We start from the raw sequence: 22,885 nt of genomic DNA on the forward strand, positions 1-22,885 counted from the left end.
CTTAATCACGGCATACTCAATGAATCTATGTTATTTCTCCTCTGAAATAGAGCCTTTGTTTTTTACCATACTTAAAGGTTAGATTCTGATCCTCTTTTACCTGGTACCAAATGACATAGACGAGACAATTAAATTTATCTTTATCGCCTCTTTTGATCATGCCAATGGCATTACAAACAGGAATATGCCTATCGAGATTCGTGGACTGAAACAATCCTATCCCAGCTGTAATCTTCATCCAGGCCTCTCTAACCTGATGAGCTATATGCTCATCCTGTCTACGTTTATGGCCATTGTAAAATAGAGACATATGAATGTGATGGCCTTTTAACCGACCATACTCTATATGCGCGATATACCCAGTCAAATCCTTAAAACATCCATCCTTTCTGGAGAGTAACTTACGGAAACGGGTAAAGGAGTCCATGAGAAAAGATAACCCCTGTTCATCGCTTTCTATCAGGCTACGATCATAAGCAAGATCAATCCTAATATGTAACAATTTAGAATATTTACTTAGTAGATACGATACATAGTTGACAGATGAATTAAACTGCCGAAATCCGTTTTCATATTGATCTCTTAGTTTTTTCTTAAACTCGGCGCTACTCATACGAGCCCTTAAAGTTGTAATTAGCTGATTCCCAAAATCAGCTATTGTCATTGATCCCATCCATAGAGCATTGATAGGATACGAATAATTATCGTCAGGATATCCTATCGTCAATACCGTCTGATAAAATAACTCCACATACGGACTATAACGAAGGTCAGCTTTTCTATGTTGTATCCAAGTGCTGATCTTTTTTAAGTTCTCGCAGATTAATCTGCATCGAAAATTGCTAACATAAAATTCTTTCTTGTTTTTAACATAAGGAAGATGAGTGGTACGTTTCACTTCACGCATGAATCTGTCGATGTTGTAAAACGATACATTGGAATCGTGATCATAGATGATCACTGACTTTTCTTCTTTGGTGGTAAGCTTGTGGTGAGCCAGGTTAAGCTGCTCATACAAATGACAGCGTACCCGTTCATCACTAGCATCAAACTTTTGAAATAATTTTAACATCTTTGCAAGCTTCACAAAAATCTCCTAAATAAGTTTTTTAATAGTAATATATCATTGTTACAATGTTTAAAGATAAATAAACGAATAAAAATAAGTTGACGTCAAATTGATCTAATAATTTTTTTCTTAATATTTATATATATATTAATAATTAGAAGACTATGTTTTTATTATTTTGTTAGTCTTATTTTAGAGAGACTATGAGGGGTATGAGTACCTAGTAAATAATTAACAGAGATAATAATATATATCCTGCAAATTCGGAGTGTAATGAAAAACCTACCAACCTATAGAAAAGGCGCATAGTGGTTTAATTAATGAGATCAAACTAGTAAAACTAGTAACTTTTTATAATACACAGTATATGTCAAGTTGTGCATTAAAATATTGTAAAGTTATGCATCGTAATGTTGCTTCTAAAATCTGATATGACTGATAAATTCCAAGAATATTTAAAGCGTAATCATTCTGTTGCAGTATTAATCGTTGAACACAAGGATAAGATGCTAATTCCTTTTAGTAAATGGTTGTTATCTTCTCAAGTTTCGAAGACCAATCTTCCAGCGCAGCACGCTTTTCTGTGTCGTATGTATGACGATCATAGATGGCGGTTACGCCACCTTCTACATGGTTGAGTATTTTTGAGATTACCAGGCGGTTATGGCCCAGCATGCCAATATGTGTTGCAGCGGTGCGTCGGAGATCGTGCGGCGTAAAGGGTGTGATTTGTATTGCTGATAGATTTCTACGTAGTGCGTGTGACAAAGCTGTAGGGCTCATTTCTCTGTCCCTCCCCTCCTCCGTCAACCTTGCTGAGGGAAACAAATAGCGATCAATCCCCATACTCTGAGCTGCGTCGAGGATGTTCATTGCCAATAATGACAATGGCACGCGGTGGGCTCTTCCATTTTTGGCGATCTCCGCAGGGATTATCCACCAATTTCCTTCGATCTGTTCCCGAGTCAAATGGCAAACCTCCCCCAAACGCTGACCGGTAACCAGCATAAAGCGCAATGCTAATTTTGAGGTGAGCGACATGGCGGCAGTGTCCAGACCTTTCCAGAACGCAACTATCTCTTCAACATTCAACACTCGATCCTTCTGGTGTTCCTTGGATGGAGACTGAACACCCAGGCATGGAGATTGGTCAATCATGGAGCGGCTAATCGCAAAATTGTACATTTTCCTCAGAACGGCCAGGGTCCGATTAGCTGCTATGGGCGCTCCCCTTGAGGCTATTTGATCCAGAAGAGCCACGACTTCTTTTCTGGTAATGCTTTCAGCCTTACGTGTACCCCAATGAGGCAGGATATCTTTTTCCAAGATCCGTTGATCTTCAGGCCACGACCGTTTTCTGAGTTTCGCCCATTTCTCAATATATTCTGTTGCTAAGTCTCCGACCGATGGTTCTTTCGCATAGGCGACTTGACGCTCTCGTTCCTGAGCTATGGGGTCAAGTCCGGCGTCAATTCTTTCACCAATTTCATTAGCTTTTGTTCTAGCAGCAGCCAGTGTTAGCTGATCAGGACGGGTTCCATACTCACCCAACGTCAACCGATGGACTTTTCGATCAATGGAATAGCGCAATACAAAGGCTTTCTTGCCTGATGGTGAAACCCTGAGAATCAGGGTGCCTCTGCCGTGATCATTTTCGTCCGCAATCTCATATCGATTGTCCTTCGGCTTGAGGGTTTGAATCTTTCTATCGGTCAGCACAGGTCTCTCCAAATCAGCGGTTTTGTAGGCTAGCGCTGGGTCAACTCAGGGTCAACATTGGGTCAACTATTACGTGGGATTGGGTGATCTCTCATGATACAACATGAAGCATATAACTAACTTAACATTATGTTCCTATTTATATTTATGACTGTTTATGGATAGTTATGATAACCCATGAAACATGTTTTCATCCGATTCGTAATCAGTAGGTCTGAGGTTCGATTCCCCGAGCTATAGTCAAATCTGGTGTATGAGCATTTTCTGACATAGATCAGGCGGCGGTCTGTTGATCATCCGGCAGGGTGAGGTTAGCCGGTAAGCCATCGATAAATTTCACCCCTGCAAAAAGCTGCAGGACTTTCTCTGGAGCATAAATCCCAATCCAGCGTTTTTCAGCCTGCTGCAGCATCTTGAAACCCAATCCCAGAAAGCTGCTGCGTGATACACAGTTCTTCGTCCGGGTAGTCCGGTGGCGTACCGTAGCGAAGGTGGACTCAATGGCATTGGTGGTCCGGATATGCCGCCAGTGTTCGGCTGGAAAATCATAGAAAGCGAGCAATTCAGCCCGATCTTTTTCCAGTTTAGCCACGGCCTTGGGATACTTTGCCTGGTAATTGCGCACAAACACGTCCAGTGCTTTTTCCGCAGCCTGGCGATTGGCGGCCATCCAGATTTCCTGCAACGCTGCCTTGGCTTTGCTCTGTTGGGCTTTGGGAAGTTCGTTGAGAATGTTGGCGGTCTTATGCACCCAGCAGCGTTGCTGACCAGTTTCGGGATAGGCTTCATCCAGTGCGGCCCAAAACCCCATGGCACCATCCCCAATGGCGAGCAAAGGGGCCGCCTCCAGACCGCGCGCCTGCAGGTCACGCAGAATCTCCAGCCAGGAAGCTTTGGATTCGCGCAGGCCGTCACTGACACTGACCAGCTCTTTCTTGCCCTCTGCCGTCACGCCGATAATCACCAGCAGGCAGATACGCGGATCCTCCTCCGCACGGAGGTTCGTATAAATACCGTCTACCCACCAGTAAGCATAGCGCTTTCCCTGTAGGGAGCGGTGTTGCCAATGGGCATACTCTTGCGCCCACTCCGCCTTGAGACGTCCCAACACCGCAGGTGAAAGTCCCTTGGCCTCATCACCCAGCAAAATGGAAAGGGCTTCCTGCATGTGGCCGGAAGACACCCCATGCAGATAGAGCCAAGGTACTGTAGCGGCTACTGTTCGTGATTTGCGTACATACGGAGGCGCCAGTACCGAATTGAATTTGATCCCCGATCCTGAGCGGTCCCGCACCTTGGGTACTTTGACGGGTACCGGACCCAGAGCGGTCATGATCTCGCGCTCCGGCAGATGCCCATTACGCACGACCGCCTGACGCCCATCAACCATCCGCACCGTCGCAAATTCTTCCAGCAATACCGCCACCTCTGCCTCTATGGCCTGCTCAATCAGAGAGCGTGCCGCGCGTCGAAGTATCCCTTCAATGCCCAGACCCAACTCTCCCATCCCACCTGCTATTACGGTATTCTTTTCCACGGCGTACTCCTTATGTTGCTCTTTGAGTCGGAAACCCTTTGTAGCAACAGTACGCCACCTCATTCAAGCCAGTTGTAACGCGCCCGTACACCACTTTCGAGCATAGCTCCGATTCCCCTCAACGGCACCATAAAAACAGGCGCTTAGGATTTTTCCCAAGTGCCTTTTTCATTGCTGGTAGACGCATAGTAGACGTTTGCAGTCCAACCCAGTACTACCATGTGATAGTTGATGCAACATCCTACTTATTGAATACCAAATTTACATCCCAGTTAGGCTCAATCAAGAATAAAAATGAGCTTGGCGCACTTTTCATTATGAAGCTTAGCCTTCCAGGCCAGTACCAACAATTTCCAGCGCTTAATATAACTTTCTGCATATTCCTTGCTAAGCCATGGAGCATCCTCCTCGTTGTATAGCAACCACTGATCTTCGATATCATAACGCCCCAGAAACTTGCCATCCAATGTGAGAAGGAAAAAATCAGGAGGCACTTTAAAATCTAAAGATTCTATTCCAGTTATTATCCAGCCAGTCTCTGATTCATCACCAATCAAACCTTCTTCATGCATTGTTTCTCCAAGCCAATTAACAACGTGATAAGTTTCGGTTTGGTTGTTTTTAACTACAGCATGGGGTGAGAACGCTTCCCACCACTCTCTAGTTTGACACAAGAAATTACGATCTTCGCTTTCTATCATTTTAGAATAGAAAATGTTTATCTCACTCCAGACATTCCTGTCAACATCTGAAAGCTGATAAATTTCATAGTCCAAGCTATCATCATATTCATAACTCATTTCAAAACCTCCTGCATACGTTTTTCCAGTTCTTTGAGTTCTATCCACTTCTGCATGTTTGGGACTTGCCCCTGCTTCATCCAGCCATGCAAGGTGGATACTGGTATCTTCAGCTCTCGGGCCACAAAGGTGGGTCCTCCGAGCTTATGCACCAATTGATGCAGTTCGTTGGGTGTTTCTGTAATCGTCATATTTAACTCCATACCAATAAAGGTTAATCAAGGGCCACGATTTCAACTGTGAGCTTCGTGGTATTGCAGAGCAATTTTAGTATGGTCACCCTGCGCTCTTTGAGCTTCGTGGAAGATTATTCCAACCTTCCTTTCATCTCCCTGTAATTTTAGTGTGTACGCTTTACCCGCTTCTTTTTAGAAGAATATCCGGTTGCTTGTTATAAGAAGCATGGAGCAATACTGCTCATTTTACTGAGGATTAAATCATGGGTTTTTTATGCGCGTTGCGCTTCTGGTTGAATCTGGCGCTGCAAGTGCTGGAACATTTATTGGACCGCATTTAAGGAGATCATCATGGCACATTTAGTAGAGAACATGGCTTTTGTACGGGAAACCCCTTGGCATGGTTTAGGGAACCGCTTACCCGATAAGCAGCCCCTGGAAGTCTGGCTGGAAGCAGCTGGCATGGATTGGGAAATCAAAACCACGGACGTGCTCTTTCGGGTGGGGAACGGCAGCAATTTCAATGTCCATCCCAACCCTGACGCCAAGGTACTGTATCGGTCGGATACGCTGGCTCCCTTATCGGTGGTTTCTCCCCGTTACAAAGTGGTGCAGCCCAAAGAGATTCTGGAATTCTATCGGGATCTGGTTTCACTCGGCGGCTTTGAACTGGAGACGGCGGGCGTACTGAAGGATGGCAAAAAGCTCTGGGCATTAGCCAGAACGGGTGAAGAAACCCTGCTCAAAGGCGGGGATCGGGTGAAAGGGTATTTGCTGCTGGCCACCAGCTGCGACGGTACGTTAGCTACTACGGCGCAGTTCACCTCTGTCCGGGTCGTTTGCAATAACACGTTGCAGCTGGCAACTAATGATCGGGTTGGTGCTATCAAGGTGCCCCACTCCACGCAGTTTGATCCCGATGTGGTCAAAAACGCTTTGGGTGTGGGGGCGTCTGCCTGGGACACTTTTGAAGAACAGGCAAAGGCGTTATCCAGCCGTAAGGTCAACCGCATTGATGTGACAGCCTACCTCATCAATGTCCTGGGAGATCGGCATGCCCCTATAGCGGAGCAGCCCAACGAAAAAGCGCTGAAAGCGGTCATTGATCTGTATGCGGGTCAGGGTAAGGGCAGCACTCTCAGTTCTTCTGAAGGTACGGCCTGGGGATTGGTGAACGCGGTCACGGAATTTGTGGATCATCACCGCCGGGCACGCAGTCGGGATAACCGACTGGATTCTGCCTGGTTTGGTCAGGGTGCCAGCATCAAGGAAAAAGCCTGGATGGAGGCGTTAAAGCTTGTGGCCTGAGTTTTCAGGATTCACCCACAAGCGGTTATCTGTCAGCAGTTTTTACAAAATCCATAGCCCCTACCGGGATCTCCGGTAGGGGCATTTTTGTGGGTCTTTTTCATTTTCAAGTTTGATCAGGAGGTTGTTATGAGCGCTGTGCGTCTAGTATCCACTAAAGCCATGAGCCGTGAGGAATGGCTGCAATGGCGTAATCGGGGGATTGGCAGCAGTGATGCCCCAGTCGCGGTAGGTGTATCCCGTTACAAATCCCCACTGGAGTTATGGCTGGAGAAAACCGGGAAAAAGGAACCTGATGATTTATCCAGTAAAGATGTCGTGTTCTGGGGCACCACATTAGAACCCATTGTCGCGCAGGTCTATGCCGAAAGAACCGGCAAGAAAGTACGTAGAGTCAATGCCGTCCTGCAGCATCCCGACTACCCATACATGCTCGCCAATCTGGATCGGATTGTGGAGGGTGGCGGAATACTGGAAATCAAAACGGCAGGCCTACGCAGTCAGGGACAATGGGAAGAAGGTGTTCCCTTGGCCTATCAAATCCAGGTTCTGCATCAACTGGCTGTGACGGGAAAAAGTTGGGCTGATGTCGCGGTCCTGATTGGTGGGCAGGAATTCCGAATCTACCGCATAGAGCGGGAAGAAACCCGCATTATGCAATTGCTGGAACTGGAAACAGTCTTCTGGAACCACGTAGACCGCAATACCCCACCAGATGCAGATGGCTCTGCTTCCAGTAACCGTGCTTTGTCTCTTCTGTATCCCCAGAACAGCACCACACTGGTGGATTACAGCGAAAAGCCGGAAATGAACGCCTTATTCAAATCCCTCATTGAAGCCAGACAGCACAGCAAGCTGGCAGAGCAGCAGGAAGCCTTACTGGAACAGCGGATAAAGGAAGCTATTGGCGATGCCGAAGGTGCCCTCTTCAGCCAAGGCAAAGCGCTGTGGAAATGCAGTAAACCCAGCCGAACCCTGGACACCAAAAGATTGACCCAGGAACAGGCTGACCTCATCGCGCCATACTGGACAGAAAAATCCGGTACAAGGCGCTTCACTTTATATGAAGGAGCACAATCATGATTAAGGGATTGGCAATCACACCCCCCGTCATAGGCCGGATCGCCATCGGCAAAGTCGTCGAGAAAAACGGCAAGCGTCTTCCCGAGAAGGATGATGCTTTTACTATCACTACGCAGGTACAGCACAAAGGCGAATGGATACTGCACCCCCTGCACAACACACTACTGGCTCAACAGGAAGGCGGGAAGCTCCGAAGTATACCGGTTAACCTGCTTTTCAATGACCCGGACCTGAATCTACGGGCTGAATACAGCTTGTTTGATCGCAAAACTGGACGACCGCTTTGTGTGGGAAATGGCGAAGTGGCCAGACGCAGCACCCAGGAAGGATATAAAACCATCACCTGTCCCGGTCCCCAGAATTGTGCGCTGGGTGCAGAGTTGGGCTGCAAACCCTATGGGCGATTGAATGTGCAGATTGAAGGACAGGAGGATGATCTGGGCAGCTTCATGTTCCGCACTACCGGCTACAATTCTATCCGGACACTGGCAGCACGTTTACAGTATCTCAACGCTGTCAGTGGTGGCAGAGCACGGTATCTGCCGCTGTCCCTGAAGCTCAGAGCAAAAAGTACCACCCAGTCCCATCGGGCACCAGTCTACTACGTGGACATTACGACAAGGGACGGCATAAACTCCCAACAGGCGCTGAAGCAGGCCAGGGAACAAGCGGATCAGTCCATGGAATCCATGGACGCTCTGGAAACAGCAGCTAAATTGGGACTCAGCAACGGGGCCTTTGAAGAAACGGAAGATGAGGGCATTGATGTGGTGGAAGAGTTCTTTCCGGTGCAGCAGGAAGATCAGCAGGCGGAAGATGTGCCTGCGTTGACCGCCATGGAGACGCGCCGTGTGGGATGATGCGTAAACACCCTCGAGCGAAAGACTCAAGGGTGTTTTTTTAGCTGCATGCAGAAATTAAAATGGCATAACGTGTTTAACGGCGAAAGGATGGCAGATGAAGGTCTGATAAAGACTAGAAGTGGTGGTACCCCGGCACTCTATTAGATTAGTAAATGTCTCCTTGTAAAGCCGGGAGCATTAGTTCATGCGCCACTCAAAGCGGCATAAAACTGGGACACCAACGCGGCTACTCAGTTTTGCGCCACCATAGGGTGGCCCGAGTTAGCTCCGTATGTTTACAGTGATTCACTCCTGTCATCTTCCTCGCCATGAATCGGGTTTTGTGTTCAAAATTCACTAACGCATGAGCATTGCCTGTAACAAAAACATTACAATCGTGATGAATGAAGCTTTTCTCATGTTTACATTATGTTTTTTACAAAAAATGAGCCTTTTCCGCAAATAGTCCTACAAGGATGTATCGGACGTATAACAAACACACTAGTGTAGTGTTGCATTCTTGGTGAACCTTAAGGTTAATGATGATAAAATAGCTCCATGTTGAGGGTATGAATGGAGTCGAGCCTTGCGAGTTGCGCCCACAGTCACTTTAACCAGCGAAGAGCGGTCCGAGTTGTCCCGTATAGTCGCCTCCCGATTAAGCAGTGTCCGCTTGTCATTACGGGCACGGATGATATTGCTGGCGGCAGAGGGCTTGCAGAACAAAGAAATTGCGGAGCGCCTGGGGGTGGATCGCCTGCAAGTCGCACGTTGGCGCAAGCGTTATCTGGAACACCGCTTGTCGGGCATTGAACGCGATTTACCGCGCGGCGCCCCTCCGGTGAAAGTGGATGTGGCCCGTCTGGTAGAATTGACCACGCAGAGTAAGCCGGAAGCGATGACGCATTGGAGTACGCGTAGGATGGCGGCAGAACTGGGTGTCAGTGCCGCCAGTGTGTCACGGCATTGGCGCAAGCATGGCCTCAAGCCTCATCTGCTGCGTGGTTTCAAGGTGTCACGTGACCCGCATTTTGTGGAAAAGCTGGAAGATATTGTGGGGTTGTATATGTCTCCCCCGGAGCATGCCTTGGTGCTCTGCGCGGATGAAAAAAGTCAGGTGCAGGCCCTGGACCGGACCCAACCGGGACTTCCCCTCAAAAAGGGCCGCGCAGAAACGATGACCCACGACTACAAACGTAATGGTACCACGACCTTGTTTGCCGCCCTCAACGTGCTGGATGGTCAGGTCATCGGACAGTGTCAACAGCGCCATACCCATGTGGAATGGCTGAAGTTCCTGAAGAAAATTGATCGGCAGACGCCCAAGGACAAGGCTCTGCATTTGATCGCCGACAACTATGCGACCCATAAACACCCGGTAGTACAGGCGTGGCTCGACAAGCACCCGCGTATTCACATGCACTTTACGCCCACTTCGGCATCCTGGCTCAACATGGTCGAGCGTTTCTTTCGGGATATCACGACCCAGCGGTTACGTCGTGGGGTGTTCACCAGTGTGCCTGAACTCATCCAGGCCATTGAGGGGTACATCGACCACCACAACACCCATCCCAAACCTTTCATCTGGACCAAAACCGCCCGCGACATCCTGCAAAAAGTCATTCGCGCCAACAGCCATTTAAGCAGCAAACAGAATGCAACACTACACTAGGTAGCATCCTTGAAATATTATTTAACCTACTAATAACTATAGACTTTATACTCAGGTACGATAAATGCTAAACGGATAGTAAAACTTCTCTTACTGGTGCAGCTGATATGAACGCAACCGATTGGAGCACAGCATTTAGAACAAAGAGCTCAATAATATTGATTAGCTTGTTATGCGGCTCACTCTTTGTAGGTATTGCCCAAGCGGAAGGTGCCGCGCATAAATCGGGCAGATTGCAAACAACGTATTCACTCATCCAACAAAGCAATATTCAAAGCCCAACTCTGAAAATCGGTAAGCAGGCGTGGATCCTCGGGAGCGCGGGCACATTGTCTAACCACATGCTAGCAGAGGTTTCTGGTAAGGGTGTTCCTGCCAATTTGCCTTCTGTTAGTCACGATAATAACAGCGTCGTTCTGTGGGACGAAATGGAAACCCACTCCGGGGAAGGGAAAAGTACTATTGAAACGGGTGGGGCAAATAACCAGCAGATACTCAGCATTACTGCAAATCGGTGACAGGATTTTGCATCAAGGAGTGAAGAGGATGAAACCAATAACGCCAGGGTTACTCGTTGGATTGCTTCTGACCCTCACCAGCTATTCGATGAACGCTGTAGCGCTGCCCGAACAAACTTTCAATAACAATCAGACAAGCAGTGTGATTAGTGGTAGTGCATTTGCAAACAGCAACGGCGTTGTTGCCATCAATCAGGCTGCCGGCGTGGCTAATGCCCAGGCCAATAGCGTTAGTATCATAATGGGAGCCAATAAACCTGTTAACAACAGCATTCTGGCGCAGAGTGTAACTTCTGAACCCGACCAAATAGCCACGTCGCAATTAAAGAATTTGAATTCTGTGTCCATTAGTGCCACAGCGTTCAAGGGAGCTGAAGGCATTGCCCAAATCAATCAAGTAGCTGGTTCAGGCAATGCTTCGGCAAACAGCTTCACTCTCGGGATAGCGCCCGGGGTGATTCACTAGTAAGTAGAGACCTTACAACTACTGTTCTACTTCACTTCAGGAGAATATCATGAAAATCTCGACTAGGTTAAGCCCTGTTGCCATTGCTGTTGCGGCTCTTTGCCTCTCTCCGCTGGCCTTTGCAGACTCAAGCTCTTCAGCCGTAAGCAATAGCTTGGTTCCTCGTCATTTCAAGTGGGTAGCCTGAGATCCAGCTTACCCAAGATCAGGTAGGCCATATTGATAAAGTTCTTGTGGGTACGGTAACCCCGAGCTTTCGCCTTGGCGGATTGAATGAGGCTGTTAAAACCTTCCAGAATTCCATTGGTGATCTGGCTCTCAAACCAGTGGAGCACACCATCCCAATGATTCATGATGGTGTAGGCAACCTTGACGATAGGCGGCAGATCGCTGGTCTTGGCGTTTTCCAACCAGGCTTTCAAGAGGGTAGCACCCTGATGGCGATTCTTGATCGTGAAGATGTCCTGAAAGGTCAGGCGGAATTGGTAGGCCTGCGCCGTCTTGAGGTTCTGGTCTTTGAGTAATGCCTGCAGCTTTTCTTTCTGCTTCACCTTGAGTTTCCGTTCATTCTTGAGCCAGAGCCAGCGGGTCTTTTTGAGGTCTGGCTGGGTAAATGCTTCGCTCCTGCGTACCGCGTCCACGGCCTCGTTGACGAGCTTCATGAGGTGGAAACGATCAAAGGTCACCTGGGCGTTGGGAAGATGCTCTTTAGCCCCTTTCTGGAAGGCGGGAGACAAGTCCATGCTGACGTCCGTGACAGCTTCTGCGCTGCCCCCATGGGCTTCAAGGTCTGTGGCAAATCGCGCAAAAGTGGAGACGTCCTTACCGGGGGTGGCAAACAGCAGTCGCCTAGCTTCCAGATCTACGAAGAGCGTGATGTAGTCATGGCCGCGCCGACTGCTGGTTTCATCGACGCCGACGGCATGGACATGGGCCATATCCACTCTGGTACGGGCTTCGGGCACATAGTGGTCAATCACCCGCCACAGGAGCGTGTCGGTCTCGCCGATCAGGCGGGCTACTGTCAATACCGGCATCTCCCGCACCAGGGTCATGATCAGCGCTTCAAAGAGCAGGGTGAAACGCGAGCCTTCCCGCGCCCAGGGAACAGGGATCTGATGCACCCCATGTTCCGGGCACATCACACGGGGTACGCGGGCGTGGAGATAGGCTTCATGCTGAAAGAAATCCATGTGCCGCCAAGTATGTTCACGGGTGTCATGTACCGGACACTCCTCACCACAGACGGGGCAAGCAAAGCGACTGCCCTTGGGAAAGTTGATGTGCAGATCCAGGCGCTTCTCCTCCACTTGGAAGGTCACATCGTCCACCAACCACGGCGGTACCAACCCTAACGCGAGAGAAAACAGCTCTTCTGGGACCATCAGCTAACTCCTATTCGGGACACAACTGCTCCGCTGCATTGTAAACCCTACCCACTCGATCTGACGAAGAGCCAATAGCTTGCAAAACTCTCACTTAAATGTAGGGCGCATGAAATATGATTCACCTACTACCGCAACAGTTGATGGCAGTGTTTTACAAAATGCCTCTGGCAACCTATCACTGAACGTTGCTTCCGGCCTCCAGAATCAGCAAAGCAATGCTGCCGCCATTACTAATGACAGCAGTAATGGGAGAACGAAAAATCAGCATGCTGTAGCAGCGAATAGCCAAGACACATATTTTAATTATGACACCCAGATTAGTGATACTTCAGATGATGCTTCGCTCTCTGGAAATGCAATGCGCGGAGCCAGTGGCAACATAAATAGCAACATTGCCTCTGGAGTTTTTAATCAGCAACATAATGGATTGGCAATTGTTTCCGGCAAAGATGGAATGGCGGATGCGTCTTCGGCCAATTCGCAAATGTCCTCAATGTATTCCCTAGAAAACTACTATATGACCAACAATGCCGGTCTGTCAGGTTATGCTCTGAGCGGTGCGACTGGTAATGTTGGGGCGAATATTGCTTCGGGAATGGGTAATCAACAGAGTAACAACCTGAGCGTTGCATCGGTAAAGAAGGGCTCTGCCAATGCAGCAATCGGAAGCCTACAGGGATTAACAGGCGCCCCAGCTCCGGCTCCAGAAACCAGCAATCCACAATATGTTATTTCAACCGACCTGGACAACAACGCCAGCATTTCTGGTAATGCTCTTACTGGAGCATCAGGAAATGTAGGCGTCAACATCGCATCAGGCGACATCAATCAACAGGCAAATAATACCGCCATCAGCCGTTCAGGTGGGGGCAGCATGGCCACAGCTGTTGCTGCGGCGGGACAACAAATGACCTATCTTGATCCCACTGATACTGGGGTTCAGGATTCAGCAACGATCAACGGTCATGCAGGGCAAGGTGCCAGCGGTAACATTGCCCTTAATGTCGCGGCTGGAGCAGAAAACCAACAGCAGAATGGGCTGGCCATGGCTGTAGCTTCCAATGCGGCTATGGGCACTGCTACGGCGCCTGTGGAACAGGTCGCTGACTTCAATGGTGGGAATAGCGCTTGTTCTGACTACAACAGCACTGTGAGCGGCTATACACTTACTGGTGCAACGGGCAATATTAGCCTGAATGTTGCTTCAGGTAACGGTAACCAACAGACCAATACGTTAGCAATTGCCAGCTCGCAATAACTGATGAAGACTTTGCCACCCCCTCTGGGGGTGGCGTTTACAAGAGTTCATTAGGAGGCTGATGCTATGTTGCGTTCTGACGCTATTCGTCCATTAATTTTATCCAGCTTGATTGTGGCGACCTTCTGTTCTCTCTCCCTAAGTAACGATGCCAGGGCAGCAGCCTTCGGCGGCATCATTCCTGGGGCTGGAGTGATTCATATGCCCGTCACCAATATGATAGCCATGCATTTTATTCATGTAGTTCGTCAACATACAGATTTTTCCTGTGGGGCTGCTTCCTTGGCCACCATCCTAAAATATGCATTTGGTCAGAATGTTGACGAAGAAGAGGTCATCAAGGGCCTTTTCACCGTGAGCAATCCGGCAGAAGTCAAAAAAGTTGGCTTTTCCATGCTTGATCTCAAAAAATACGTCGACAAAATCGGGCTGAAAGGTGAAGGCTATATCGTCACCCCCTCAGAACTAGAAAAAATACATATTCCCGTTATTGTTCTTTTGGATCTTGGGGGCTACAAACATTTTGTCGTCCTTGAGAAAACGACTAAAAAGCATGTCTACCTAGCTGATCCGGCATTAGGTAATCGCATTATGCCCATAAAAATATTTATCAAAGACTGGAACAAAATTGTTTTTGCCGTTTTCGGCAAAGGTTTTGAACCTCACACGGTGCTCCTGACGCCACCAGAACCACCTAGTGCCCTTAAACTCTTGCATGGCATTTTACCGAACCCGATGCTCACACCAGCACACTTTGGATTTGACCAAGCCAATTATTTTTAATAATAGCCATACACTTGAGAGGCTCATCATGAACGGATATCTGCTACGTAAAACCGCTGTAATGGCTGGTTGTTGTTGTCTGACAGTGTCGTGGATACTGGTCAGCAGTCCAGCAGCCTCTGCATTCCCACTGAACAGCGTTCTTTCAATCAAGATCAAGCCTATTACCAACCAAGCACTGTCTCAAATCGTCGGTCGTGGTGTCATCGGCGGAAAAATTGTCTATTTCGGTGTAGAAATGCAAACCAACTGGACTGCGCCCAACAATCAAACATCGATGAGCAGCACCATGAATGTTGCACTTAATAGTCAGGGAAACATCTTTAAGCCCACCATCACCTATACAATGCAAGGCACATTGCCACAGTCGAAATCTTCAGCTACCAACAACGTAAGCGGAGAAGGTTTGAATAACATCCAAGGGGTTACCCAGGCCATCCAGATTGGAGGGAATGGCAATTCCGTTCAAAATGGCATGTCCCTGAATGTCATCAAAGGTGCTCCTAACACTGCCAGCGAAGGCAACACCATGACTGTGGGTACTCTAAGCAACAACGGTGTAACAATGACCGTACAGCCAGGACAGCTATCCATGGCGCTGACTAATGACGGCACAACCATTAGACAAGGCATTGGTTCTAATGGTGTTTTCCAGATATCTCAAGTAGGTACCAATATGAATAATATCCAGAACCACATGGCCCTCACGCTCGGCGTTAATCCTGGCACAAACAACGCCCAGAATCTTGCGCAACTACAGTCGGTCCTGAGCAGCCTGCAACCAGCCCCATAAGTTAACTATTAAAAGGGGGGCGTGAGGTTGAAACCTCTTGAGGCGGTTTCAGTCGTTCCTGCGCGCTTCGGTAACTTCAGCAATTATAAGGAATGGTCGCGGTATGCTGGAAGTTCGGTGCATTGCTCGTCATGCCCAGTCCTAGATTCATAATCAAGGAAGTTCTGGGGTTAAGGGCATAGGTCATGCCCACATTGGCCACCGCCACCTACAAGCGGCTACCATGCCCCTCTCCTAGTGTAGTGTTGCATTCTGTTTGCTGCTTAAATGGCTGTTGGCGCGAATGACTTTTTGCAGGATGTCGCGGGCGGTTTTGGTCCAGATGAAAGGTTTGGGATGGGTGTTGTGGTGGTCGATGTACCCCTCAATGGCCTGGATGAGTTCAGGCACACTGGTGAACACCCCACGACGTAACCGCTGGGTCGTGATATCCCGAAAGAAACGCTCGACCATGTTGAGCCAGGATGCCGAAGTGGGCGTGAAGTGCATGTGAATACGCGGGTGCTTGTCGAGCCACGCCTGTACTACCGGGTGTTTATGGGTCGCATAGTTGTCGGCAATCAGATGCAGAGCCTTGTCCCTGGGCGTCTGCCGATCAATTTTCTTCAGGAACTTCAGCCATTCCACATGGGTATGGCGCTGTTGACACTGTCCGATGACCTGACCATCCAGCACGTTGAGGGCGGCAAACAAGGTCGTAGTGCCATTACGTTTGTAGTCGTGGGTCATCGTTTCTGCGCGGCCCTTTTTGAGGGGGAGTCCCGGTTGGGTCCGGTCCAGGGCCTGTACCTGACTTTTTTCATCCACGCAGAGCACCAAGGCATGCTCCGGGGGAGACATATACAACCCCACAATATCTTCCAGCTTTTCCACAAAATGCGGGTCACGTGACACCTTGAAACCACGCAGCAGATGAGGCTTGAGGCCATGCTTGCGCCAATGCCGTGACACACTGGCGGCACTGACACCCAGTTCTGCCGCCATCCTACGCGTACTCCAATGCGTCATCGCTTCCGGCTTACTCTGCGTGGTCAATTCTACCAGACGGGCCACATCCACTTTCACCGGAGGGGCGCCGCGCGGTAAATCGCGTTCAATGCCCGACAAGCGGTGTTCCAGATAACGCTTGCGCCAACGTGCGACTTGCAGGCGATCCACCCCCAGGCGCTCCGCAATTTCTTTGTTCTGCAAGCCCTCTGCCGCCAGCAATATCATCCGTGCCCGTAATGACAAGCGGACACTGCTTAATCGGGAGGCGACTATACGGGACAACTCGGACCGCTCTTCGCTGGTTAAAGTGACTGTGGGCGCAACTCGCAAGGCTCGACTCCATTCATACCCTCAACATGGAGCTATTTTATCATCATTAACCTTAAGGTTCACCAAGAATGCAACACTACACTAGCAAGCGCGTTTTCGGTATTATCCTGAAGACAGTCAGTAAAAGAAGTGCTTAAACTTAATCTGTCATTCAAGGCCAAAGCCACACCAAGACTGTACTAAAAAGCATACCCTAGGCCTACTTGACCAGGTTGGGCTTTACCTGCGTGAGTATTGATGCCGAGGGAATTTTGTTAAAATCATGATAGTCATTTGTATGGTTTTACCGGCCTGTGCTGGTGGATTATGACTGCAATGCGGAAATAAGTGGGCAGGCGACCTCGCCCGAATGCTTCTGACATTCTTCCAACAGTTCTGCCAATGCAGCTTCCATGGCCTTTAGTTGTTCCAAGCGCTTTCGTACATCGGATAAGTGACTTTCTGCTACCGCAGCTGCCTGCTTGCAATGCGCCCCGTCATCCAGATGCAGAAGTTGAGCGACCTCTTCAAGATTAAATCCCAGGCGCTGAGCAGACTTCACAAACTTTAATCGTTTCAGATCCTGCTGCCCATAGTGACGAATCCCTCCATGAGGCCGTTCAGGTATGCGCATCAGCTTCTTGCGCTGGTAGAAGCGTATGGTTTCTATATTGACCCCTGCGGTCCTTGCGAGAGTGCCAATGGTATAATTACGCAAATCGTCTGTCATAGTGTTGACTCCGTACTTGAGTACAGGAGTAAGTATAGCAAACGAGAATATTGACGCACGTGCGCTATGCTCAGTGATCTGGTTCAACAGGAGATTTTACCATGAACACCCAATGGATGACTCGTATTGCCGATAAGACAGGCGTTATCGGCACCCTTATCGGAAGTTTTAGTTGCGCCATGTGCTTCCCCGCAGCGGCGAGCATCGGGGCGGTCATTGGCTTGAGCTTTCTTAGTCGGTGGGAGGGGCTCTTCGTGCATATCTTGATCCCGGTTTTTGCCAGTATAGCCTTGGCTGCTAATCTAATCGGATGGTTTTCTCATCATCAGTGGCTTCGGGTCTTGGCTGGTATCATCGGACCCATACTGGTTTTAATCGGTTCCTTTGGAATGACTCAACATTTCCTGCCCATAATGATGGCCCGTGAGCTTTTTTATGTCGGTCTAGTTGTTATGTTGTTGGCAGCATTGTGGGACTTGTTCAGCCCGGCACATCGTCGCTGTAACGTGTCCTTACCAAAAGAGGGCCAGCGTGGCGGGTAATTTGCGCCATGTGCGTGCGGAAGTATAGTCAAATCTGTTTTAGGCGCGTTTTATGACATAGATCAGTGGCGCACTGTTGATCCTCCGACAGGTTTTGGTTGGTTTGAGTTTATCTGCAAATTCACCCCTCCCAAAATCTGCTGAAATTTTTTCCGGCGCACAAGTCCCGCCCAGTTATTCCGCCGCAGCATCTTGAAAATCAATCCCAGGAAGCCATTGCGTGTTATAGAGTTCTTGGTCAGATCAGGAGGGTAAATAGCAAATTCCTCATATAGCGTTTTCTGGAGCGAGCCTAATAAAAAGCTGCTGGCATATAGGCATTCAACTTCCAGCCATGCAAAATAATACCAACTATAATCTTCAGATAGCCTTACATTTAATGCAACCCGCCCCCGTCATGATAGCCGTGTGAGGACTGTGGAGTGCGGTCAGGAGAAGACTCATGTTAAAACTGAAAATTGCCGTTCTTTTTACCGTCACCTGCCTTTTTTCCAGCTGGGCTTGGGCGCATACAGCCGGACCCAGCCCTGAAGCTCTGTGGAAAGAAGTGCAAATTTTGCAAAAAACGCACGCCATCATGCCCGGAAGTACACCCTTTCAGCTGGGATCTCGGACGGTTGATCCTTACACTGTGGACCTGGCCAACACTTTGGCAATATCCACTATAAAAAAAGCCGGTGGGATACTGAAAGTGACCCGCTATAGTAACGGAAGCCTGGTGGTCAAAGAGAATTACAATGCCCACAAGCAGTTAGTTGGCGTTACCGCCATGCTGAAGGCGGCTAAATATGATCCTTCAGACCGCAACTGGATCATGGCTGCCTATGATCCCACCGGTAAAGTCCTGGCTTATGGCAAAGTAGGCAGCTGTATCGCCTGTCACGTACTGGTCCGCCATCAAGACTTGGTTTTTGCTCCGCCGCCAACACAATTATTGCCGATCACCACTTGGAAGGCTTTTTTCTCCAAGCAGGAAATGAATCCGGCTTACGTGACACAGATTCAAAAACATCCCGAGGCTGTCGTTCAGTAGCCTGCTCATTCAGGAGGATATTCCCATGCAACGTTTTATTCTGGCCTTTCTGTTTCTGTCACTTGGCTGCCTGTTCACCAATGCCCAGGCTGAAAAGCTCAATGACACTGCGGCCCTATCGGGCTTACATGATGCAAAGGCCGTATTTTTAGTGAATATGCGTAACCCGGCGGCTGTGGATCACCTGGTCAGAGTCATCGGTTTGACCCGCAAGCAACTTCTGCAACAAAAGGTGACGCCGCACTTCATCGTGGTCTTTATCGGTCCAGATGTCGCATTTCTGACCAAAGATCGTCGGGGCATACCTTACACAGAAGAAAGGGATATCGCGGGGATTCAGGGAGAAATCCTGAAGCTCAGCCACAAAGGCATCCAGTTTCAGGCTTGTGGCGTGGCGCTACACGGTATGGACGTATCTCCGAGCATGCTGATTCCGAGCGTAACGCCTGTGGAAAGTGGATTCATCTCTACCATTGCCTACCAAGAGAAGGGGTATGCTTTGGTTCCAGTTTATTAGGCGGCGATCAGAACCAATTTGCGCCCGGCATCGCGCAGGGATTCCCGTTCCATTGATTCTTGCAATTTTCAGTTAATCAGATAATGTTGTAACCCGCTGATTTCCGAATGCAGGCGGTTTTCTTTGGCTGGGGCCGTTCTGATGTTAGCCTCGCGTTAGCCAAAAAAAGGCACCTAGCAAATGACGCTAAGTGCCTGTTTTATTTGGTGCGCTCGGAGAGAGTCGAACTCCCGACCTACTGGTTCGTAGCCAGTTGCTCTATCCAGCTGAGCTACGAGCGCAACGAGGGCGTAATATAGCGACTGCACTGGCCGGGGTCAATATGTTGCGCCAGCAGCAGCCACGAATGCTCAGGAATTTCCCGAACTGTCTCCGGATGCCCCTCCGGCCTTTTCTTTGGCCATTTCTGCCTTTAGACGGGCGAGATCATCATCAACGCCACTACTGGCGCGTACTTTATCCAGTTCCTTATCGGTTTGGCTGCGAGTATCGAGGGGGTCACTGAGGGCACCCGACTCAATCAGGCCATCCATGGCAGTTGCCTTGGACTCCATTTGGGCGGTGCGGTCCTGGGCGCGACGCATGGCCTCACCGGCGTCATCCATACCCTTGCCGATACCACTCAATGATTCTCCAGCCTGGACCTCAGCCTTGGCAGCCATCATTTCGCTTTTGGTCACTTCTTTCTGGGTACGGAACTGTTCAATATGATCCTGCAGTTTCTGCTCATAATCCTGCAGCTTCTGGGACTGAGCCGACACCGCATCATGCGCTTCCTTGAGACTGGCCAGTTTTTGCAATTCAGACTGCTTTTGGGCCAACTCGGCGCGGGCCAGGTCTTCACGGTTGGCACCCAGAGCCATCTTGGCATCTGCGTCGGCCTTGTCAGCGGCTTTTTGCGCTTGTGCCATCTGACTTTCCAGCGACACTTTTTCAGTAACCACATCGGCCAGATGGCGTTTGGTTTCCTGCAGGTTGGTGATCATTTTTTCATATGATAAATCCAGGGTTTCAGCAGGATCTTCCGCATTATTCAGAAAATGATTGACCTTACCCTGCAATATTTCTGAGGCATGCTTAAATAATGACATTGAATACTCTCCTTGCGAATGACTCGCGCTTTAATCGTTGACCGGAATAACCAGTTGCGGGCTCAGGCCATCAACCAGAGCATCGGCATTTTCCATGGCTTTCACGGCGGTACCGACGGCAAAAAATTCGATGATATGGGGTTTCCAGTTATGGCTGCCTTCATGAAGCTGAACGCCGGTAATGCCGTCCGCCTGGGCTTCCTGCGCCTCATGTTGCATACGTTCCATGGCAAGCTCCCTGGCGTCATACATGGCTTGGGTAAATTGTTCCATTTCCGTATTGCGACCCACATTTCCCATGGATTTCAACAGCCCTTGATGTGCCACATGATACACGCAGGAACCCATGACCATTTCCATGGGGCGGTAACCCGCCTGCAACAACATCCAGAAGTCCTGACCACTCAGATCACTGGTAAAGGGCTTGCCGCCCACCCCCTTGAAGCCTGACGCGCCACTGCGGTGGGCGATGGCCGTGCCAATCGCCATGAATTCGAGAATGTCCTGATCCCATTCCATACGCTTCACTTCCAGTCGCACACCCACAATACCATCGGCCTGCAGTAAAATGGATTCCTGCTCCATGCGACTGATAGCCAGCTCACGGGCTTGATACATGGCCTGAGAAAGCACATCCATTTCCATGTTTTGATTCCAGTTTCCATACTGGATTCCCATGTGATAAATACACGAACCGACCACCAGACCCAAGGGCTCAAAATTGGCCTTGCGGACCATCACAAACTCATTGACGGACAAATCCGAAGTAAATATACCTTCGTGACTGCCCTGCGAACGCAGTCCTTTCAGACGTTCTACAGCATGGGGAGCGAGATGTTCTGTACTATCGGTCATATCAAATCCTTTTTGGAGTCAGTAGCACTGGTCAGGGGGTGATCAGCCAGTGATATCATGGCAAGCAGTTCATGTTGCGGTGGGTTTTTTGGCAGATAACTGATGGCGGTACCAATACTGATGTGGCGGCATAGAAAACGTTCGGGGTTGTCCTGATCGGCAGGTACCCGAAACATTTGGGTATAACTGGTGTGTCCAAGAACTCCGGCAGCCATCTTGCGGCCATCTTCGCGCAAATCATAAAGCGCCCGGCGCCGGACATTTTCCTGAAAAGTAGAAAGGTCGGTAATTTCCATATTCCAGTAACGTGCCGCAAAAGGTGCCTGCTGAGAAGCCTGATCGGCGACCGTACCCATCCAGGGCATGTACCAGTCAAAATTGGCGCCAATGGCAATACCTACAGGAACCACGCCATCTTCCAGCAAACGGACAAATTCCAGGGCTGACACAGTAGCGATAACTGGCGCGGTGGCAGGGGGAATTCCGGTTAGCCGGATAGCGGTGCCGGTCACCCCATAATCCATATCCTCACCTTCCCCATGCCGCACTTTCATGCGCACATCGACAATCGCATTAGCTCCCAGAGCGATGGCTTCAAGGCGCATTCGCTCTACCGCCGTGTGCCAGCCATCGTAGTGTCCCTGGGTCCAGGAATAACCAAAGTGATACCAACAGTTTCCGGTTACCATACCGATAGGCTGAACCCCGTGACTGCGTTGCAAAAGAAGTTCTGCGGCAGTGGCCGTACTGATCCAGGGAAGATGCCCCTGACTGGTCGCGAACAGGCGATTTTGAACAAAACTGGGCAGGCGGCGTTGCTGCAAGGCCTGTTCCCATTCAGAATAACGCTGCATTTCTTCAGGGGTTTGTGAACGGACGCCCTGGCTCACGTTATGACCCAGATTTTCGGCCGCTCGCTGCGCGTCCTGGGCGACTTCCTCAATACCGTGTTTGATCTTGTCCCAAATGGACATAGTACCTCCTTGCCGTTACCCCATGAGAAAATCGTGCAATGTATTGCTGGCTCCCTGCATTTCTCCGGACAAATCACCGAGGTCTTTCACCAGACTTTCGAGCCAGGTAGCGAGTGGTAAATCCTCATGTTTAAGCACCACGCCACGCACGGTTTTGGCGCGAACCGTGCTGATATGAGCACCCTCATGAGTCAGTAAATAATCGTTATTGTTGGTGTGAACAGTAATGGCATGGACATGGCTGGTCTTGGCAAAAAAACCGTCTTTTTTTCTTTCTACTTCAACCAAGCCGGGCATATCTCCCTCCAGCCTTGCCGCCAATCCTTCTACAAAAGCCTTCATGTCACCTTGCGCGCGCCTGATCCAGGCGGTACTTTGGTCAAAATCTGTGCTCATAGAGGGCCTCCCACCCTATTTATCGGCCACATTCAG

The 22,885-nt window shown here is 49.4% G+C and carries 24 protein-coding genes and 1 tRNA gene; 12 read left to right on the forward strand and 13 right to left on the reverse strand.

Features of this window, described 5'->3' with window-relative positions:
- Nucleotides 1–25 precede the first annotated feature (25 nt).
- The 5 genes from GCD22_RS12210 to GCD22_RS12230 all read right to left on the reverse strand — a co-directional run bounded on the left by GCD22_RS12210 (nucleotide 26) and on the right by GCD22_RS12230 (nucleotide 5,316).
- A complete protein-coding gene (locus tag GCD22_RS12210) occupies nucleotides 26–1,087 on the reverse strand; it encodes a YagK/YfjJ domain-containing protein (protein WP_031570032.1) in 1,062 nt (353 codons plus the stop codon).
- A 501-nt stretch (nucleotides 1,088–1,588) separates the two neighbouring features.
- Entirely contained in the window at nucleotides 1,589–2,788 is a 1,200-nt protein-coding gene (locus GCD22_RS12215; RefSeq protein ID WP_170286746.1) for a tyrosine-type recombinase/integrase, read from the reverse strand.
- 274 nt (nucleotides 2,789–3,062) lie between these two features.
- Entirely contained in the window at nucleotides 3,063–4,295 is a 1,233-nt protein-coding gene (locus GCD22_RS12220; protein WP_306670500.1) for an IS256 family transposase, read from the reverse strand.
- A 308-nt stretch (nucleotides 4,296–4,603) separates the two neighbouring features.
- Nucleotides 4,604–5,125, reverse strand: a complete 522-nt coding sequence (locus GCD22_RS12225) for a hypothetical protein (protein WP_081577269.1) — start codon at nucleotides 5,123–5,125, stop codon at nucleotides 4,604–4,606.
- The gene (locus tag GCD22_RS12230) at nucleotides 5,122–5,316 is read right to left on the reverse strand and encodes a hypothetical protein (RefSeq protein ID WP_031574609.1); all 195 of its coding nucleotides are present in this window, start codon (nucleotides 5,314–5,316) and stop codon (nucleotides 5,122–5,124) included. Before GCD22_RS12230 ends, GCD22_RS12225 begins: the two co-directional genes overlap by 4 nt.
- A gap of 336 nt (nucleotides 5,317–5,652) precedes the next feature.
- On the opposite strand from GCD22_RS12230, the gene GCD22_RS12235 reads away from it, so the two are divergent.
- The 6 genes from GCD22_RS12235 (at nucleotide 5,653) to GCD22_RS12260 (ending at nucleotide 11,190) form a co-directional block, all read left to right on the forward strand.
- Nucleotides 5,653–6,609 carry a DUF932 domain-containing protein gene (locus GCD22_RS12235; protein ID WP_031574613.1) on the forward strand — a complete coding sequence of 319 codons (957 nt, stop codon included), beginning with the start codon at nucleotides 5,653–5,655 and terminating at the stop codon, nucleotides 6,607–6,609.
- 129 nt (nucleotides 6,610–6,738) lie between these two features.
- Entirely contained in the window at nucleotides 6,739–7,692 is a 954-nt protein-coding gene (locus GCD22_RS12240) for a YqaJ viral recombinase family nuclease (RefSeq protein WP_031574614.1), read from the forward strand.
- Complete coding sequence (locus GCD22_RS12245) at nucleotides 7,689–8,552, forward strand: recombination directionality factor (RefSeq protein WP_031574617.1); 864 nt, start codon at nucleotides 7,689–7,691, stop codon at nucleotides 8,550–8,552. Before GCD22_RS12240 ends, GCD22_RS12245 begins: the two co-directional genes overlap by 4 nt.
- A 568-nt stretch (nucleotides 8,553–9,120) precedes the next feature.
- Nucleotides 9,121–10,206 carry an IS630 family transposase gene (locus GCD22_RS12250; protein WP_153940443.1) on the forward strand — a complete coding sequence of 362 codons (1,086 nt, stop codon included), beginning with the start codon at nucleotides 9,121–9,123 and terminating at the stop codon, nucleotides 10,204–10,206.
- 107 nt (nucleotides 10,207–10,313) lie between these two features.
- A complete protein-coding gene (locus GCD22_RS12255; protein WP_081577270.1) occupies nucleotides 10,314–10,724 on the forward strand; it encodes a hypothetical protein in 411 nt (136 codons plus the stop codon).
- A gap of 28 nt (nucleotides 10,725–10,752) precedes the next feature.
- Entirely contained in the window at nucleotides 10,753–11,190 is a 438-nt protein-coding gene (locus GCD22_RS12260; RefSeq protein WP_051690683.1) for a FapB/FapC family functional amyloid domain-containing protein, read from the forward strand.
- A 170-nt stretch (nucleotides 11,191–11,360) separates the two neighbouring features.
- Here GCD22_RS12260 and GCD22_RS12265 read toward each other — a convergent pair whose 3' ends face one another.
- Nucleotides 11,361–12,575: an ISL3 family transposase gene (locus GCD22_RS12265; protein ID WP_065973572.1), complete on the reverse strand. Its 1,215-nt coding sequence runs from the start codon at nucleotides 12,573–12,575 to the stop codon at nucleotides 11,361–11,363.
- A 109-nt stretch (nucleotides 12,576–12,684) separates the two neighbouring features.
- On the opposite strand from GCD22_RS12265, the gene GCD22_RS12270 reads away from it, so the two are divergent.
- The 3 genes from GCD22_RS12270 to GCD22_RS12280 all read left to right on the forward strand — a co-directional run bounded on the left by GCD22_RS12270 (nucleotide 12,685) and on the right by GCD22_RS12280 (nucleotide 15,412).
- Nucleotides 12,685–13,836 carry a FapB/FapC family functional amyloid domain-containing protein gene (locus tag GCD22_RS12270; RefSeq protein WP_081577271.1) on the forward strand — a complete coding sequence of 384 codons (1,152 nt, stop codon included), beginning with the start codon at nucleotides 12,685–12,687 and terminating at the stop codon, nucleotides 13,834–13,836.
- A 66-nt stretch (nucleotides 13,837–13,902) separates the two neighbouring features.
- Complete coding sequence (locus tag GCD22_RS12275) at nucleotides 13,903–14,619, forward strand: C39 family peptidase (RefSeq protein WP_051690684.1); 717 nt, start codon at nucleotides 13,903–13,905, stop codon at nucleotides 14,617–14,619.
- A 28-nt stretch (nucleotides 14,620–14,647) separates the two neighbouring features.
- Nucleotides 14,648–15,412, forward strand: coding sequence for a hypothetical protein (locus GCD22_RS12280; RefSeq protein ID WP_031573786.1), 765 nt, complete (start codon nucleotides 14,648–14,650; stop codon nucleotides 15,410–15,412).
- A gap of 234 nt (nucleotides 15,413–15,646) precedes the next feature.
- Here GCD22_RS12280 and GCD22_RS12285 read toward each other — a convergent pair whose 3' ends face one another.
- Together GCD22_RS12285 and merR are read right to left on the reverse strand one after the other, a co-directional pair.
- Nucleotides 15,647–16,732, reverse strand: coding sequence for an IS630 family transposase (locus tag GCD22_RS12285; protein ID WP_065972780.1), 1,086 nt, complete (start codon nucleotides 16,730–16,732; stop codon nucleotides 15,647–15,649).
- 304 nt (nucleotides 16,733–17,036) lie between these two features.
- Nucleotides 17,037–17,441, reverse strand: coding sequence for a mercury resistance transcriptional regulator MerR (gene merR, locus GCD22_RS12290; RefSeq protein WP_031573789.1), 405 nt, complete (start codon nucleotides 17,439–17,441; stop codon nucleotides 17,037–17,039).
- A gap of 101 nt (nucleotides 17,442–17,542) precedes the next feature.
- Between merR and merC the strand changes: the two genes are divergently transcribed.
- The 3 genes from merC (at nucleotide 17,543) to GCD22_RS12305 (ending at nucleotide 19,533) form a co-directional block, all read left to right on the forward strand.
- A complete protein-coding gene (merC, locus tag GCD22_RS12295; RefSeq protein WP_031573792.1) occupies nucleotides 17,543–17,983 on the forward strand; it encodes an organomercurial transporter MerC in 441 nt (146 codons plus the stop codon).
- 442 nt (nucleotides 17,984–18,425) lie between these two features.
- Nucleotides 18,426–19,016 (forward strand): cytochrome P460 family protein, encoded by a 591-nt coding sequence (locus tag GCD22_RS18235; protein ID WP_211371666.1) that lies wholly within the window; start codon nucleotides 18,426–18,428, stop codon nucleotides 19,014–19,016.
- Nucleotides 19,017–19,041: 25 nt separating this feature from the next.
- Entirely contained in the window at nucleotides 19,042–19,533 is a 492-nt protein-coding gene (locus GCD22_RS12305) for a DsrE family protein (protein ID WP_031573803.1), read from the forward strand.
- A 204-nt stretch (nucleotides 19,534–19,737) separates the two neighbouring features.
- Here GCD22_RS12305 and GCD22_RS12310 read toward each other — a convergent pair.
- The 5 genes from GCD22_RS12310 to GCD22_RS12330 all read right to left on the reverse strand — a co-directional run bounded on the left by GCD22_RS12310 (nucleotide 19,738) and on the right by GCD22_RS12330 (nucleotide 22,849).
- A tRNA-Arg gene (locus tag GCD22_RS12310) sits at nucleotides 19,738–19,814 on the reverse strand.
- A gap of 69 nt (nucleotides 19,815–19,883) precedes the next feature.
- Nucleotides 19,884–20,624, reverse strand: coding sequence for a PspA/IM30 family protein (locus GCD22_RS12315; RefSeq protein ID WP_024894301.1), 741 nt, complete (start codon nucleotides 20,622–20,624; stop codon nucleotides 19,884–19,886).
- A gap of 30 nt (nucleotides 20,625–20,654) precedes the next feature.
- Nucleotides 20,655–21,479, reverse strand: coding sequence for a heavy metal-binding domain-containing protein (locus tag GCD22_RS12320; RefSeq protein ID WP_010637973.1), 825 nt, complete (start codon nucleotides 21,477–21,479; stop codon nucleotides 20,655–20,657).
- Nucleotides 21,476–22,453 (reverse strand): heavy metal-binding domain-containing protein, encoded by a 978-nt coding sequence (locus tag GCD22_RS12325; RefSeq protein ID WP_031573812.1) that lies wholly within the window; start codon nucleotides 22,451–22,453, stop codon nucleotides 21,476–21,478. Before GCD22_RS12325 ends, GCD22_RS12320 begins: the two co-directional genes overlap by 4 nt.
- Nucleotides 22,454–22,468: 15 nt before the next feature.
- On the reverse strand, nucleotides 22,469–22,849 hold the full coding sequence (locus GCD22_RS12330) for a hypothetical protein (RefSeq protein WP_031573815.1): 381 nt from the start codon (nucleotides 22,847–22,849) through the stop codon (nucleotides 22,469–22,471).
- Nucleotides 22,850–22,885 lie beyond the last annotated feature (36 nt).

Origin of the sequence: Acidithiobacillus thiooxidans ATCC 19377, from assembly GCF_009662475.1 — a bacterium.
Taxonomy (GTDB): domain Bacteria; phylum Pseudomonadota; class Gammaproteobacteria; order Acidithiobacillales; family Acidithiobacillaceae; genus Acidithiobacillus; species Acidithiobacillus thiooxidans.